The sequence below is a fragment of the Bacillus sp. EA-CB0995 genome (assembly GCF_055814245.1).
On the sequence record NZ_CP169269.1, the window covers coordinates 1150479 to 1165384 of the forward strand.

Annotated in this window: 12 protein-coding genes, 1 pseudogene and 1 other annotated feature; of the genes and pseudogenes, 10 read left to right on the top strand and 3 right to left on the bottom strand. The window is 38.5% G+C overall.

Features of this window, described 5'->3' with window-relative positions:
• Positions 1 to 15 precede the first annotated feature (15 nt).
• The 4 genes from pheT to ACEWFJ_RS06040 all read left to right on the top strand — a co-directional run bounded on the left by pheT (position 16) and on the right by ACEWFJ_RS06040 (position 4873).
• Positions 16 to 2436 (top strand): phenylalanine--tRNA ligase subunit beta, encoded by a 2421-nt coding sequence (pheT, locus tag ACEWFJ_RS06025; RefSeq protein WP_473691046.1) that lies wholly within the window; start codon positions 16 to 18, stop codon positions 2434 to 2436.
• Between the two features lie 142 nt (positions 2437 to 2578).
• Positions 2579 to 2832: a binding site (T-box leader), on the top strand.
• 50 nt (positions 2833 to 2882) lie between these two features.
• Complete coding sequence (gene asnS, locus ACEWFJ_RS06030; RefSeq protein ID WP_473691048.1) at positions 2883 to 4274, top strand: asparagine--tRNA ligase; 1392 nt, start codon at positions 2883 to 2885, stop codon at positions 4272 to 4274.
• 135 nt (positions 4275 to 4409) lie between these two features.
• Entirely contained in the window at positions 4410 to 4601 is a 192-nt protein-coding gene (locus ACEWFJ_RS06035; protein WP_473691050.1) for a hypothetical protein, read from the top strand.
• A gap of 32 nt (positions 4602 to 4633) precedes the next feature.
• Positions 4634 to 4873, top strand: coding sequence for a hypothetical protein (locus ACEWFJ_RS06040; protein ID WP_473691052.1), 240 nt, complete (start codon positions 4634 to 4636; stop codon positions 4871 to 4873).
• Between the two features lie 383 nt (positions 4874 to 5256).
• Here the strand turns inward: ACEWFJ_RS06040 and rnhC are convergent, their stop codons facing one another.
• Positions 5257 to 6195: a ribonuclease HIII gene (rnhC, locus tag ACEWFJ_RS06045; RefSeq protein ID WP_473691054.1), complete on the bottom strand. Its 939-nt coding sequence runs from the start codon at positions 6193 to 6195 to the stop codon at positions 5257 to 5259.
• Between the two features lie 272 nt (positions 6196 to 6467).
• On the opposite strand from rnhC, the gene zapA reads away from it, so the two are divergent.
• The 6 genes and pseudogenes from zapA to ACEWFJ_RS06075 all read left to right on the top strand — a co-directional run bounded on the left by zapA (position 6468) and on the right by ACEWFJ_RS06075 (position 14229).
• Positions 6468 to 6737: a cell division protein ZapA gene (zapA, locus tag ACEWFJ_RS06050; RefSeq protein WP_473691056.1), complete on the top strand. Its 270-nt coding sequence runs from the start codon at positions 6468 to 6470 to the stop codon at positions 6735 to 6737.
• Position 6738: 1 nt separating this feature from the next.
• Positions 6739 to 7278, top strand: coding sequence for a CvpA family protein (locus ACEWFJ_RS06055; protein WP_473691058.1), 540 nt, complete (start codon positions 6739 to 6741; stop codon positions 7276 to 7278).
• Positions 7279 to 7331: 53 nt separating this feature from the next.
• The gene (gene polX, locus ACEWFJ_RS06060; RefSeq protein WP_473691060.1) at positions 7332 to 9050 is read left to right on the top strand and encodes a DNA polymerase/3'-5' exonuclease PolX; all 1719 of its coding nucleotides are present in this window, start codon (positions 7332 to 7334) and stop codon (positions 9048 to 9050) included.
• Between the two features lie 20 nt (positions 9051 to 9070).
• Positions 9071 to 11430, top strand: a pseudogene (locus ACEWFJ_RS06065) (endonuclease MutS2).
• Between the two features lie 243 nt (positions 11431 to 11673).
• Positions 11674 to 12759 carry a nitric oxide synthase oxygenase gene (locus tag ACEWFJ_RS06070; RefSeq protein ID WP_473691062.1) on the top strand — a complete coding sequence of 362 codons (1086 nt, stop codon included), beginning with the start codon at positions 11674 to 11676 and terminating at the stop codon, positions 12757 to 12759.
• A gap of 270 nt (positions 12760 to 13029) precedes the next feature.
• Complete coding sequence (locus tag ACEWFJ_RS06075) at positions 13030 to 14229, top strand: class I SAM-dependent rRNA methyltransferase (protein WP_473691064.1); 1200 nt, start codon at positions 13030 to 13032, stop codon at positions 14227 to 14229.
• 76 nt (positions 14230 to 14305) lie between these two features.
• On the opposite strand, the gene ACEWFJ_RS06080 is transcribed toward ACEWFJ_RS06075, so the two are convergent.
• Positions 14306 to 14500, bottom strand: coding sequence for a YwbE family protein (locus ACEWFJ_RS06080; RefSeq protein ID WP_473691066.1), 195 nt, complete (start codon positions 14498 to 14500; stop codon positions 14306 to 14308).
• Positions 14501 to 14674, bottom strand: a complete 174-nt coding sequence (locus tag ACEWFJ_RS06085) for a hypothetical protein (RefSeq protein ID WP_336481883.1) — start codon at positions 14672 to 14674, stop codon at positions 14501 to 14503.
• Between the last annotated feature and the right edge of the window lie 232 nt (positions 14675 to 14906).

Sequence of the window (14906 nt, forward strand, 5' to 3'; positions counted from 1 at the left end):
AAGGAGAGATAAAGAATGTTCGTATCATATCGTTGGTTACAAGAGTATGTAGATATTAAAGATGTAACAGCACAAGAATTAGCTGATAAAATTACGAAAAGCGGTATCGAAGTAGAAGGCGTTGAAGTATTAAATAAAGGCGTAAAAGGTGTTGTAGTTGGTCACGTATTAGAGTGCGAAAAACATCCGGAAGCTGATAAGTTAAGCAAATGCTTAATCGATATCGGTGAAGAAGAGCCAGTTCAAATTATTTGCGGTGCTCCTAACATTGCGAAAGGTTTAAAAGTACCGGTTGCAAAAGTTGGCGCTGTTCTTCCTGGTAACTTCAAAATTAAAAAAGCAAAACTACGCGGTGAAGCTTCTCACGGTATGGTTTGCTCTTTACAAGAGCTTGGCATTGATGGGAAATTAGTTGCAAAAGACTATGCAGAAGGTATTTTTATCTTCCCAAGTGATGCAGAAGTTGGCGCAGATGCATTAGAAATCTTAAACTTACACGATGAAGTACTTGAACTAGGGTTAACACCGAACCGTGCAGACTGCTTAAACATGTTAGGTGTTGCATACGAAGTAGCAGCAATTTACGGTCGTGAAGTAAAACTTCCAGCAGCAGACTTACAAGAAGCGGAAGAGAAAACATCTGATTACATTTCTGTAAGTGTAGAAGCAACAGAGCAAAATCCACTATACATTGCGAAAATGGTGAAAAACGTAAAGGTTGGTCCATCACCAATTTGGATGCAAACGCGCCTAATGGCAGCTGGCATTCGTCCAATTAGCAATGTAGTTGATATTACAAACTATATCTTAATTGAATACGGTCAACCGTTACATGCGTTTGACTATGATAAATTAGGATCAAAAGAAATTGTTGTTCGTCTTGCACAAGAAGGCGAGAAAATGACGACATTAGACGATCAAGAGCGTACATTACAAGCTCATCACCTTGTTATTACAAATGGTACAAAAGCGTTAGCTGTTGCCGGGGTAATGGGCGGAGCAAACTCTGAAGTAGATAACGATACAGTAAATGTATTAATCGAGTCTGCATATTTTGCAGGTCAAACGGTTCGCCGTACATCAAAAGACTTAGGTCTTCGCAGTGAATCAAGTGCGCGTTTTGAAAAAGGCATCGTCCCAACTCGTACATTTGAAGCGATTCAACACGCAGCGGCATTAATGGCAAAATATGCTGGCGGCGAAGCGTTAGAAGGTGTTGTAGAAGTTGATAACTTACAAGTAGAAGAGCGTACAGTATCTGTTACAGTTGAAAAAATTAACCGTGTATTAGGTACAGACATTTCTGCTGATCAAGTGAGCACAATCTTCACAAACTTAAAGTTCCCATTCACAGAAGTGGAAGGAACATTCCATGTGAACGTACCAGTACGTCGTCCTGATATTACAATTCCAGAGGACTTAGTAGAAGAAGTAGGTCGTCTATACGGATACGATCACATTCCGTCAACATTACCAACTGGTACAATTACACGTGGTAAATTAACAGCAGCGCAAACAAAGCGTCGTAAAGTACGCCGTTATTTAGAAGGCGCTGGGTTATATGAAGCGATTACGTATTCATTAACAAGTGCTGAAAAAGCAAAACAATATATGGTTGAGTCAAACGAAAAGACACCTGTGAACCTTGCACTTCCAATGAGTGAAGAGCGCAGTCAGCTTCGTTTAAGCCTAGTACCGCAATTATTAGAAGCGGTAGCATATAATAATGCTCGTAAAGTAGATAACGTTGCATTATACGAAGTAGGTTCTGTATTCTTACCAACAGTAGAAGGCGAACTTCCGAAAGAAGAACAACATCTTGCTGGGGTTATGACAGGGCTTGCTCTTCATCATCAATGGCAAGGTGAGAAGAAGGTTGTTGACTTCTTCGTTATGAAAGGTGTATTAGAAGGATTATGTGACGTACTTGGCGTTGCTAAGAACATCACATATGTACCAGCAAAACGTGAAGGCATGCACCCAGGCCGTACAGCTGACATTTTACTAGACGGTGAAGTCATTGGCTTCATCGGTCAATTACATCCAGAAGCGCAAAAACAATTAGATGTAAAAGAAACGTACGTATTCGAATTATCTCTTGTAAAAGTATTTGGTGCAGATGTAGAAGAAACATACTACACTACAATTCCACGTTTCCCATCTATGACACGTGATATGGCTGTTGTTGTAACTACTGAAGTAAAAGCTGGCGAAATGAAGCAAACAATTGCTGAAGCAGGCGGAGCACTTCTAAAAGAAGTAACATTATTCGACTTATATGAAGGCGAAAAAATGGAAGAAGGCAAAAAATCACTTGCATTCTCTATGAACTACTTCGATTCAGAACGTACATTAACAGATGAAGAAGTAACAGAAGCACATAGCCGTGTATTAGCAGCGGTAGAAGAGAAATTTGGTGCGGAGTTACGTAAATAATAAAAAACAGCTGTCGGAAAAAATTCCGGCAGCTGTTTTTTATAGGGAGAATTCATGTCGTATGTTGTAGAAGAGTCGATATATAGAACGACAACTTGCATCTTTTCCTCGAATGTAGTACATTAATTTTAGTTTAACAAAAGAAAAGACGATGATAAGGAAAAGTAGTATATACTATAATCCAAAGCGAGTCAGGGACGGTGCGAGCCTGATGAGGCGGTATATGTGAAGAACACCTTGGAGTTGCTAACCGAAATTGAATGTTATATTCAAGAGTAGACTTAGACGGGAATCCGGCCTGTTACAAACCGGGAAGTATGTGTAATACATACAAGTGAGAGCTGGTCTTTATGACAAATTGGGTGGTACCGCGAAGTTTAACCTTTCGTCCCTTTATGGATGGAAGGTTTTTTTGTATTTAAATATAAGTAAAGGAGAATTTCAATATGGAAAACACATTAGTAAAAAGTCTGTATAGAGAAACTGATAAGTATGTAGATCAAAAAATACAAGTATCAGGTTGGATCCGTAACTTACGTGATTCAAAAGTATTTGGTTTTATCGAATTAAACGATGGTAGCTTCTTTAAAAGCGTTCAAATCGTTTTTGATACAGAACTAGATAACTTTAACGAAATTGCGAAGCTTCCGTTAAGCTCTTCTATTAAAGTAGAAGGTACGCTAATCGCAACGCCAACTGCAAAGCAACCGTTTGAAATTAAAGCGGACAAAATCGAAATTGAGGGATTATCAGATTCTGATTACCCGCTGCAAAAGAAGCGTCATACGTTTGAATACTTACGTACAATCGCTCATTTACGCCCAAGAACAAATGCATTCTCAGCGACATTCCGCGTGCGTTCTATCGCAGCGTTTGCGATTCATCAGTTCTTCCAAGAGCGCGGATTTGTACACGTTCATACACCAATTATCACTGGAAGCGACACTGAAGGTGCAGGTGAAATGTTCCGTGTAACAACGCATGATATGAACGACGTACCAAAAGGTGAAGATGGACAAGTAGATGATTCAAAAGACTTCTTCGGCAAAGAAACAAACTTAACAGTAAGTGGACAATTGAATGCTGAAGCTTATGCATTAGCGTTCCGCGATGTATATACATTTGGTCCAACATTCCGCGCTGAAAACTCAAACACAACTCGCCATGCAGCTGAGTTCTGGATGGTTGAGCCTGAGATTGCATTCGCTGAATTAGAAGATGTAATGGATTTAACAGAAGATATGCTGAAATATGCAATGAAATATGTGTTAGAGCACGCACCAGAAGAAATGGAATTCTTCAATAGCTTTGTTGATAAAACAGTTCTAGAGCGCATGAACAACGTAATCAACTCTGATTTCGGACGCATCACATATACAGAAGCAATTGAAGTTCTTCAAAAATCAGGTGCAGACTTCAAATACCCAGTAGAATGGGGTATTGATTTACAAACAGAGCATGAAAGATACTTATCAGAACAAGTATTCAAACGTCCTGTATTCGTAACAGACTATCCAAAAGATATTAAAGCATTCTATATGCGCTTAAACGATGACGGTAAAACAGTAGCTGCAACAGACTTACTTGTTCCTGGCATCGGCGAATTAATCGGCGGCAGTCAACGTGAAGAAAGAATGGATGTTTTAGTAGACAGAATTAAAGAATTAGGCATGGATGAAGAAGACTACTGGTGGTACTTAGAGCTTAGAAAATACGGCGGTACAAAACACGCTGGATTTGGCCTAGGTTTCGAACGTTTCTTAATGTACATCACTGGTATGGCGAACATTCGTGACGTGATTCCATTCCCAAGAACACCAGCTTCTGCGGAGTTTTAATTAAAAAAGAGGTATATCAACAGCAATCCGGCTGTGTGATATACCTCTTTTTATTTTTCTTTTGAGCAGGGGGAGAGGTGAGATAAGGAGAAACAATTATGAGGAAGAGAAAGGAGCTGAATTTGTGAAAAAAGAATGATATGTTTCTTAGCGATCGTGCTAATCAGTTTAAGTGCATGTGGAAAGGAAAAAGAAAAACAAGAAAAAGTAGTTCCTACATCACAAGAGGCAGAGGTTGTTACGTTCCAAGGGAAAGAAATAAAGGAGATTCAGCTTACATCTACGAAAACGAAAGGTACGAAAGTATTGAAAAAGAAAATGACATAAAACAACTTGTATCCGCGATGGAGCAGGTTGGATTGGCGGAAAACGGGGATGAACCTAAAACACTATTGCTAGATGAAGAAGCTAAATCAGCTATTCGCTACAATATGACTATGGATTATAATGATGGTTCGGTTGAAAATTACTTTGTTTGGGTAGAAGATGACGGGGAAGTTGTAATTGGGCATAAAGATACACCAGAGAAAGAACGTGTTGAGTTTTATGATTTAAAAGAAGTCTCAAAAAAAGTTGCAGAGACGTTTAAAACAGAGTAGTAAAAACAAAGGAGCTGACTAAAAAATCCACTTTTTAGTCAGCTCCTTTCACTTTTCGGCATGATCCAGTTCAGCGGCTCGACTACTTGCATGTCGAATATCATCGTAAGGTCTTTATCCCGCATTAACGGGCAGTAAAGGATGGAGAAGAACTGAGGAGAAAACTGCCCGTAAAAGCCCGATTGGTTCAACTAACTATCAGTGAGAAAAGCGTCACTGCTGGAAGTTTCACTTTATATTCTGTCGAAGCGCCGATATATTCTAAAGAACGGTCGATATATTGGTGGACACGAAGAAAAGGACTGACTTCAAAAGGCATCTAGGTGCCCTTTGGGTCAGCTTCTTGTTTATTCATTTCGTATCCTGCCCATACTGAAAAATAGCTATTTCTTTAACAATCGGAACGCCTTTTCCGTATTCGCAAAATGTAATTTCACAAACTCAGGTAATCTGTCTTTCCCAAGCTTTTGAATCAATTTTGCTGCTGCAACATCGACTTGTTTCCCAGCACCTTTTGGAAGCGTCATACCTGCTTTTTTGCTCAGTTCATCAAATTGTTTTACAAATGAATAACGGGCTAAAATGGAAGCTGCTGCAACGGCGATATGTACACTTTCGCCTTTTGTAGCGAAATATACGTTTTCACGCTGTACGTTTTTCTGCTTTGCTAAATATTTATAATATGTAGCCGGCTGTGTGAACTGATCAATTAATATGCCTTCTGGTTTCGTTGGCGCCATCTTAGCCAATAAGTTTGTAATGGCTTTATTATGAAGCAGTGCTTTTAGTTGTCCTTGATTGTAGCCTTTCTCAAACATTTCGTTATATTTTTCGTTGTGAAGAACAAGGGAACTGTAAGGGACAACCGCCAGTAATTGTTTCGCAATTTCACAAATTTGTGCATCATTTAAGTTTTTTGAGTCTTTAACGCCGAGTTCTTTTAACAATGGAATTTGCGCTGCATCGACGTATACTGCAACAACTGTCATCGGTCCAAAATAGTCACCTGTTCCGACTTCATCCGAACCAAGAATAGACATAGTGGCGATGGAAGCTGGCGGTGCATAGGAATGGTCATTTACACTTTTCTTTACAGAAGCTTTCGGCACTGCAGCATTTGCTTGCCAATGACTAGATTCTTCAGCGGCACGTCCACCCTGAAACATTACCTTTCCTGATTTATAGGCTGTAATTGTGCAAGATGGAACCTTTGCCATGAAGATACCGCCTTGGGGGATTTTTGGTTGCAATGCTTGTGCGTATTTTGTTTTCATGTCCTCTATAACAGCAGAACTTACTTGAATGACAATAGAATTTGACAAAATGGTTGCTCCTTTTTCATTATTTACCTCGCGCTAACGAGCAGTAAGACCCCCACCTCAAAATTTTGAGAAATCAAAGGAGATAGGCGGGAGATAACTGCTAGCATGCGCCCGATGGATTTAATTAACCAGCAGTGGGGATAAAGCCTTCTCATTGCTGGAAGTTTGACTTTATATTTTTATCATATCGAATTGTTGTTTCTGTTTCCATATCATGTTTTTTCATGGTATGATAATCTGTAGGATTCTGTACGGGATTGGAGGACAGTAAGTTGTCACAACAAAAAGGAAATCGAAGTCGAATTAATGTAGAAATTTACGGTCAACAATATTCAGTTGTTGGCGATGAAAGTACAAGTCATATACGCATAGTCGCGGCGATTGTGGATGATAAAATGCGCGAACTGAATGCTAAGAGTCCTTCGCTTGACACAAATCGATTGGCGGTGTTGACGGCAGTCAATGTCGTGCATGATTACATAAAATTAAAAGAAGAAAATGAAAAATTGAAAGAAAGAATGAAACAAAAAGGAATGGAATAACATGGTTGATATTATAATCATTGTATTGCTTGTTATGGGTTTTCTCCTTGGATTAAGAAGAGGACTGGTACTGCAGCTTGTAAAATTAGCAAGCTTTATTATTGCCTATCTTGTGGCATATTGGTATTGCAAAGATTTAGCACCGGCACTTCAAAAGATTATTCCGTATCCATTTAAGCCAGAAACAAATGTGCCAAATTGGATCGATGCAAATAGTATGGAAACGGTTTTTTACCAAGCAATTGCGTTTATCGCATTATTTATCATTACAAAAATCGCGTTAACGTTACTGGGACAGCTTTTAAATATGTTTACAGAAATCCCTGTTTTGAAACAGGTTAACGCATTAGGCGGAGCAATCTTAGGCTTTTTAGAAGTGTATATTATATTGTTCGTATTAATTGTGATTGGTACGGTACTTCCAGTTGAACAAGTACAAACGTCGCTTAATACATCAACAATAAGCAAAGCAATTGTAAATGATACACCGATTCTTTCTGAAAAAGTTAAGGAATTATGGCAGACAGGTAACAAGGTATAACTTCTCTTTTTAGAAAGAGAAGTTTTTTTCTATGATGGGAAGGCGGGAGAAGAATGAAAGTAAATAAAAAACAAGTGATTCAACTACTTGAGACGATTGCACTTTTCATGGAATTAAAAGGTGAGAATCCCTTTAAAATATCAGCATTTCGTAAAGCGGCAGCAGCGTTAGAAAGTGATGATCGCAGCCTTTCAGAGATTGAGGATTTTACGAAAATACCGGGCATCGGAAAAGGAACCGCAGCCGTTATCGCAGAATATATTGAAGTTGGAACGTCAGAAGTGCTTGCGGAGCTGGAAAAAGAAGTACCGAGCAGCTTATTGCCCCTTTTAAAACTGCCAGGTCTTGGCGGTAAAAAAGTAGCGAAGTTATATAAAGAACTTGGCGTTGTAGATATGGAAACATTAAAGAAAGCTTGTGAGGAGAATCAAATTCAAGCGCTTGCGGGATTCGGTAAGAAAACGGAAGAGAAAATATTAGAAGCAATTGCTCAAGTTGGTTCTCGTCCAGAACGTCTTCCGGTGGCGATGGTGCTTCCTATTGCCGGGGAAATAGAACAGAAATTGTCGAATGTACCAGAAATTATTCGGTATTCCCGTGCTGGTAGTTTGCGCCGTGTTCGCGAAACAGTGAAAGATTTAGATTTTATCATTGCAACAACAGAACCAGAAAAGGTGCGCGAACATTTATTGCAGTTTGGTAATATGATTGAAGTCATTGCAAGCGGAGATACAAAAGTTTCTGTACGCCTTCAGTATGAGTACGATATTTCTATTGATTTCCGTCTTGTTAAGCCGGAAGAATTTATTACCACTCTTCACCATTTCACAGGTTCAAAAGACCATAATGTAAGAATGCGCCAAATTGCGAAAGATAAAGGTGAGAAAATTAGTGAATATGGTGTTGAAAACTTAGAAACGGGTGAAGTGAAAACATTCGAAACAGAAGAAGCGTTTTTTGCACACTTTGGACTTCCGTTTATTCCGCCAGAAGTACGTGAAGATGGGAAAGAAATTGACTTGATTGGGCAGTATCCGAATTTAATTCAGTTCTCTCATATTCAGGGTGATTTACATATGCATACAACGTGGAGTGACGGTGCTTTTTCTATTGAGGAAATGGTACAAGCATGTCGCGCTCGTGGATATAAATATATGGCAATTACCGACCATTCACAATACTTAAAAGTGGCGAATGGTTTAACGAAAGAACGTCTTCGTGAGCAAGGAAAAGAAATTGAACGTATTAATGAAAAGTATCCGGATATCACCATTTTACGCGGTATTGAAATGGACATTTTACCGGATGCAACGCTTGATTTTGATGATGAAGTATTAGCGGAGCTTGATTATGTAATTGGTGCAATTCATTCTAGTTTTTCACAAAATCGTGAAACAATTATGAATCGCCTTCGCACGGCAATTGAAAACCATCATGTGACAATGATTGCGCATCCAACGGGCCGCTTAATTGGTCGACGTGAAGGATATGATGTCGATACAGATTTATTAATTGAGCTTGCGAAAGAAACAAATACTGTACTTGAATTAAATGCAAATCCAAACCGTTTAGATTTAAGTGCGAAACTGTTAAAACAAGCGCAAGATGCAGGTGTGAAAATCGCGATTAACACAGATGCCCATACGCTTGAAATGCTAGAGGATATGGAAATTGGTGTTGCTGCAGCGCGAAAAGGTTGGATTCAAAAAGATACAGTTATTAACACATGGGAAATTGAACGTTTATTAGATTATATTAAGCGTAATAAGTAACACAAGGGGGACAAGCAACTATGTTAGAACGAACGTTGCGGGTATTAGAATATGACAAAATAAAAGAACAATTGCTTGAGCACGTTGCTTCTTCACTTGGTCGTGATAAAGTGAAAGGGCTTATGCCGAGCACGAATTATGAAGAAGTTGTAGAACTTCAAGAAACAACAGATGAAGCAGCGAAAGTAATCCGTTTAAAAGGACATGTGCCGCTTGGCGGGATTTTTGATATTCGTCCAAATGTAAAGCGTGCGAAAATTGGCAGTATGCTAAGTCCGCATGAATTGCTCGATATTGCAAGTACGATGTACGGCAGCCGTCAAATAAAACGATTTATTGAAGATATGATTGAAAACGGTGTTGAGTTGCCAATTTTAGAAACGTATGTAGCACGTATTATATCTTTATATGATTTAGAAAAGAAAATCACGAACTGCATTAGTGATGGCGGAGAAGTAGTTGATAGCGCGAGTGAAAAACTACGCGGTATTCGCCAGCAAATTCGCACAGCGGAAAGTCGCATTCGTGAGAAACTTGAAAATATGACGCGTTCTTCTAACGCACAGAAGATGTTATCAGATGCGATTGTAACGATTCGTAACGAGCGCTATGTAATTCCTGTTAAACAAGAATATCGCGGTGTATACGGTGGTATCGTTCATGATCAGTCTGCTTCAGGACAAACGTTATTTATCGAGCCGCAAGTCATTGTGGAATTGAATAACACACTGCAAGAAGCACGGGTAAAAGAAAAACAAGAAGTAGAACGCATTTTAATGATGTTAACAGAAGAAGTCGCTGCCGAGGCTGATATTATTTTAGAGAACGTTGATGTTGTGGCAGAGCTAGATTTCATTTTCGCAAAAGCTTTCTATGCGAAACGATTAAAAGCAACGAAACCAATTTTGAACAATGAGCGTTATATGAATTTACGCCAAGCGCGTCATCCGCTTATTGATCCTAAAGTCGTTGTGCCAAACGATATTGTGCTTGGAAAAGACTTTACAACAATCGTTATTACTGGACCGAATACAGGTGGTAAAACTGTTACATTAAAAACGGTAGGGATTTGTATATTGATGGCGCAGTCCGGTCTGCAAATTCCTGTTCTTGATGAATCGGAAATTTGTGTGTTTAAACATGTTTTTGCCGACATCGGTGATGAGCAATCTATTGAACAAAGTTTAAGTACATTCTCATCTCACATGGTAAACATTGTTGATATTCTAGAACAAGCTGACTTTGAAAGTTTAGTACTGTTTGATGAATTAGGAGCAGGAACAGATCCACAAGAAGGGGCTGCACTTGCAATTTCAATTTTAGATGAAGTGTGTAACCGCGGTGCGCGCGTTGTCGCAACGACGCACTATCCAGAGCTAAAAGCATACGGATATAATCGTGAACAAGTGATTAACGCAAGTGTTGAGTTTGATGTAAATACATTAAGCCCAACTTATAAATTGTTAATTGGTGTACCAGGACGAAGTAACGCTTTTGAAATTTCAAAACGTCTTGGTTTATCTGACCGCGTAATTGACCGTGCTCGTGGTCATATTAGTACAGAATCAAATAAAGTAGAAAATATGATTGCTAAGCTGGAAGAAAGCCAAAAGAATGCTGAGCGTGAATGGAATGAAGCAGAAGAGCTTCGTAAGCAATCTGAGAAGCTTCATAAAGAATTGCAGCGTCAAATTATTGAATTTAACGAAGAACGTGATGAAAGATTATTAAAAGCACAAAAAGAAGGCGAAGAAAAAGTTGAAGCTGCGAAGAAAGAAGCAGAAGAAATTATTCGTGAACTGCGTCAATTGCGAAAAGCAAAGCTTGCTGATATTAAAGATCACGAGCTAATTGAGGCAAAAAGCCGTTTAGCAGGAGCAGCACCGGAGCTTGTGAAAAAACAAAAAATCAATGTAAAAAACACAGCCCCAAAACAAGTGTTGCAGCCAGGCGACGAAGTGAAGGTGTTAACGTTCGGTCAAAAAGGTCAGCTTCTTAAAAAAGTAAGCGACAATGAATGGAACGTCCAAATCGGAATTCTGAAAATGAAAGTGAAAGAGTCCGATATGGAATATATTAATACACCAAATCCTGTTGAGAAAAAGCAGTGACGGCGGTAAAAGGAAGAGACTATCATGTTTCGTTAGAACTTGATCTTCGCGGTGAACGCTTTGAAGATGCGATGGCACGTGTTGAAAAATATTTAGATGATGCACAGCTCGCAAGCTATCCACGCGTTTCGATTATTCATGGAAAAGGAACAGGAGCACTGCGCCAAGGTGTACAAGATTACTTGAAAAACCATCGCGGCGTGAAAAGCTTCCGTTATGGTGATATGGGCGAGGGAGGCCTTGGTGTTACAGTTGTAGAACTGAAGTAGGAAAACAAGCAAAGGGGAAACGACTATGTTTATGGACAAACTTGCAAAAGTATTGTTAGCTTGTTGCGGAACGTTCTTTATTATCGGGGTTATATATTTGCTGTTTTTTGCGAAATAAAGGAGAGAACACCATTTTTGGTGTTCTTTTTCATTGCATGTTTTCCAGTAAATATTAGGGTATGTGCATGAGTCGGAGTTGTTATGTATAATAGAGAATGTTATACAGGAATAGAAGGAGACGTTATGATTACAACGAAAAAATTGTTAGAGGAAGCCACTAATTTTATTACAGCTTGCTACAATGAGCTAGAAAAATCTCATGAAATACAAGATAGATTATCACAAATTGAAGCTGAAATACAAAACACAGGAACGTATGAACATACTTTTGAGGAGCTTGTTCACGGGGCGCGAATGGCGTGGAGAAATAGTAACCGCTGCATCGGTCGTCTTTTTTGGAATAAGCTGCATGTATTAGATGCACGCGATGTAAATGATGCAGAAGGTATATATGAGGCATTGCTTCATCATATTCAATATGCTACAAATGACGGGAAAATCCTACCTACAATTACTATTTTTAAACAATATCAAGGTGAGCATAATCAAATTCAAATTTATAATCACCAGTTGATTCGTTACGCGGGATATGAAACCGAGCAAGGTATTATCGGTGATTCTCATTCATTGTCATTTTCGGAGTTCTGCCAGGAGCTTGGCTGGAGTGGTAAGGGGACACATTTTGATGTGTTGCCGCTCGTATTTTCAATTAATGGAAACGAACCGGTTTATATGCCGATCCCAGAAGAATATGTAAAAGAAGTGCCGTTAGAACATCCAGAGTATCCATTCTCTAATTTGGAAGCAAAATGGTATGGTGTTCCGATGATCTCTGATATGCGCTTAGAAATTGGCGGTATTTCTTATACAGCTGCACCTTTTAATGGCTGGTATATGGGAACAGAAATAGGTGCGCGCAATTTAGCTGATTATGATCGTTATAACCTTCTTCCAGCTGTCGCTGAGATGATGGGATTAGATACATCAAGAAATAGTACACTCTGGAAAGATAAAGCATTAATAGAACTAAATGTAGCAGTTTTACATTCTTTCAAAAAACAAGGAGTAACCATTGTAGATCACCATACAGCGGCTCAGCAGTTTAGTCAATTTGAGAAGCAAGAAGCAGCATGCGGCCGTCTTGTAACAGGGAACTGGGTATGGTTAATTCCGCCTGTATCTCCTGCAGCAACACATATTTATCATAAGCCTTATCCAAATCAAATACTTACACCTAATTTTTTTCATAAAAAGGGTAAGAACTTGTAAAGATTTGAGCTTGCTGTGTGGATAAAGTGAAACTTCCATCAGTGTGAGTTTCACTGTCCACGAATAGCGGGATAAAAGAATAACGTGGTATAGTTAGAAGGGACTGTTTATGGGGGATACTTATATAAACAGCCCTATTTCATTTTGGAATATATATGCTTCTAATATAGAGTGGTTTCATACATAAGATAAGTTGTGATCAAGCTTCTGACTTCGTATAAGCCTTTCTGAATAGCTAGAAAGCATTGGAATTGAAAGGTAGGATATGTGATGAACACAGAAGTTGTTTTAAAGGTTAAGACGAAATACGTAAACGAATTAAAAAGTGGCTATCCACTTATTTCGAAAGAAGCGATTCTGAATTTACATGATGTAAATTCAGAAGGTACAATCGTAAAACTTGTAGATGACAAAAATAAGTTTATCGGTAAAGGATATTACGGTAAGCAAAATAAAGGATATGGCTGGGTTCTAACAAGAAAAGAGCAAGAACAAATCGACCAATCCTTCTTTGAAAAGAAGATTAAATCCGCTTTAAGTAAACGAAAAAACTTCTATGAAGCTTCAGATACAACAGCATTTCGCGTGTTCAATGGTGAAGGCGATGGAATTGGCGGCTTAATTATTGATTATTATAATGGGTATTACGTAATTAGCTGGTATAGCGAGGGAATTTATCAATTTAGTAAAGAGATTATCGAGTCATTGCAAAATGTTACAGAATTTAAAGCGATCTATCAGAAGAAGCGCTTTGATACAAAGGGGCAGTATATTGAAGAAGACGATTTCGTAGCAGGAGAACGCGGAGAGTTTCCGATTATCGTCAAAGAGAATGGTGTAAACTTTGCTGTGTATTTAAATGACGGAGCAATGGTCGGGGTGTTTTTAGATCAACGTAATGTAAGAAAGCAAATTCGTGACAAGTATGCAGACGGTAAAACAGTCTTGAATATGTTCTCCTATACAGGTGCGTTTTCTGTCTTTGCAGCACTAGGTGGAGCGGCAAAAACGACAAGTGTTGACCTTGCGAATCGCAGCTTAAGTAAAACAATTGAACAATTTAGCGTGAACGGTGTTGATTACGAAGCGCAAGATATTATTGTAGAAGATGTATTTCACTATTTCAAATATGCAGTAAAGAAAGCACTGAAATTTGATATGGTGATTCTAGATCCGCCAAGCTTTGCACGTTCAAAAAAATATACATTTAGTGCTGCGAAAGATTATAAAAATTTATTAAAAGAAGCAATTGCGATTACAGAAAATAACGGTATTATTGTAGCTTCTACAAATTGCAGTGCCTTCGGTATGAAAAAGTTTAAAGATTTTATTGATACAGCATTTAAAGAGATGAATGGCAAGTATAAAGTATTAGAAGAACATTCATTACCAGAGGACTTCCGTACAATTGCACAGTTTCCAGAAGGGGATTACTTAAAAGTTGTATTCATCAAAAAAATCAAAGGCTAAATGTACAATATATCGACTATTCAACGAAAAGTCACATAAGAAAAGGAGCTCATTATTCAAAAATGAGCTCCTTTTCTTATGAAATAATATTTTTCACACGACCAACTTGTCCATCTTGAAGGCGGACTTTAATACCATGTGGATGTGAAGGGGAATTTGTTAAAATATTCTTCACAATACCTCTTGTTAATTTCCCTGTACGCTGATCTTGCTTTAATACAATATCAACCTCAAGCCCGGGTGAAATATTTGCTCGCTGTTGTCCGTTCATTTATACACCTGTACGTCTGCGTTGATTGTTTGGTTTCTTCGTTTGTTGATTTTGCAACTTTTTCGTTGATTGGCTTTGATTTTTAGCAGTTGCTCCGTTTCCATTTCCTTGCTTTTTCTTCGCAAGTTGCTCACGCATTAAATCCGCTAGGCTTACTTTTTTATTTTCTGACATATTAAATCTCCTTTTATATACAGTGAATTGTAAACATTCATAGTGAACTCAATCATATCATTGTTGAGGGAAGAAATGAAGCTGGATTATGGAGAAATAAGAAGCTTGGGATATGAGAGTGGAAAAGTTGTCGTAAAGGACTTCTTTTGGAAATGCGTTAAAACGAATCGATAGTTCATGTATCAATTTACTTAACAAAAAGCCCCTCCAGTGTATGAACTGAAGGGGCTTT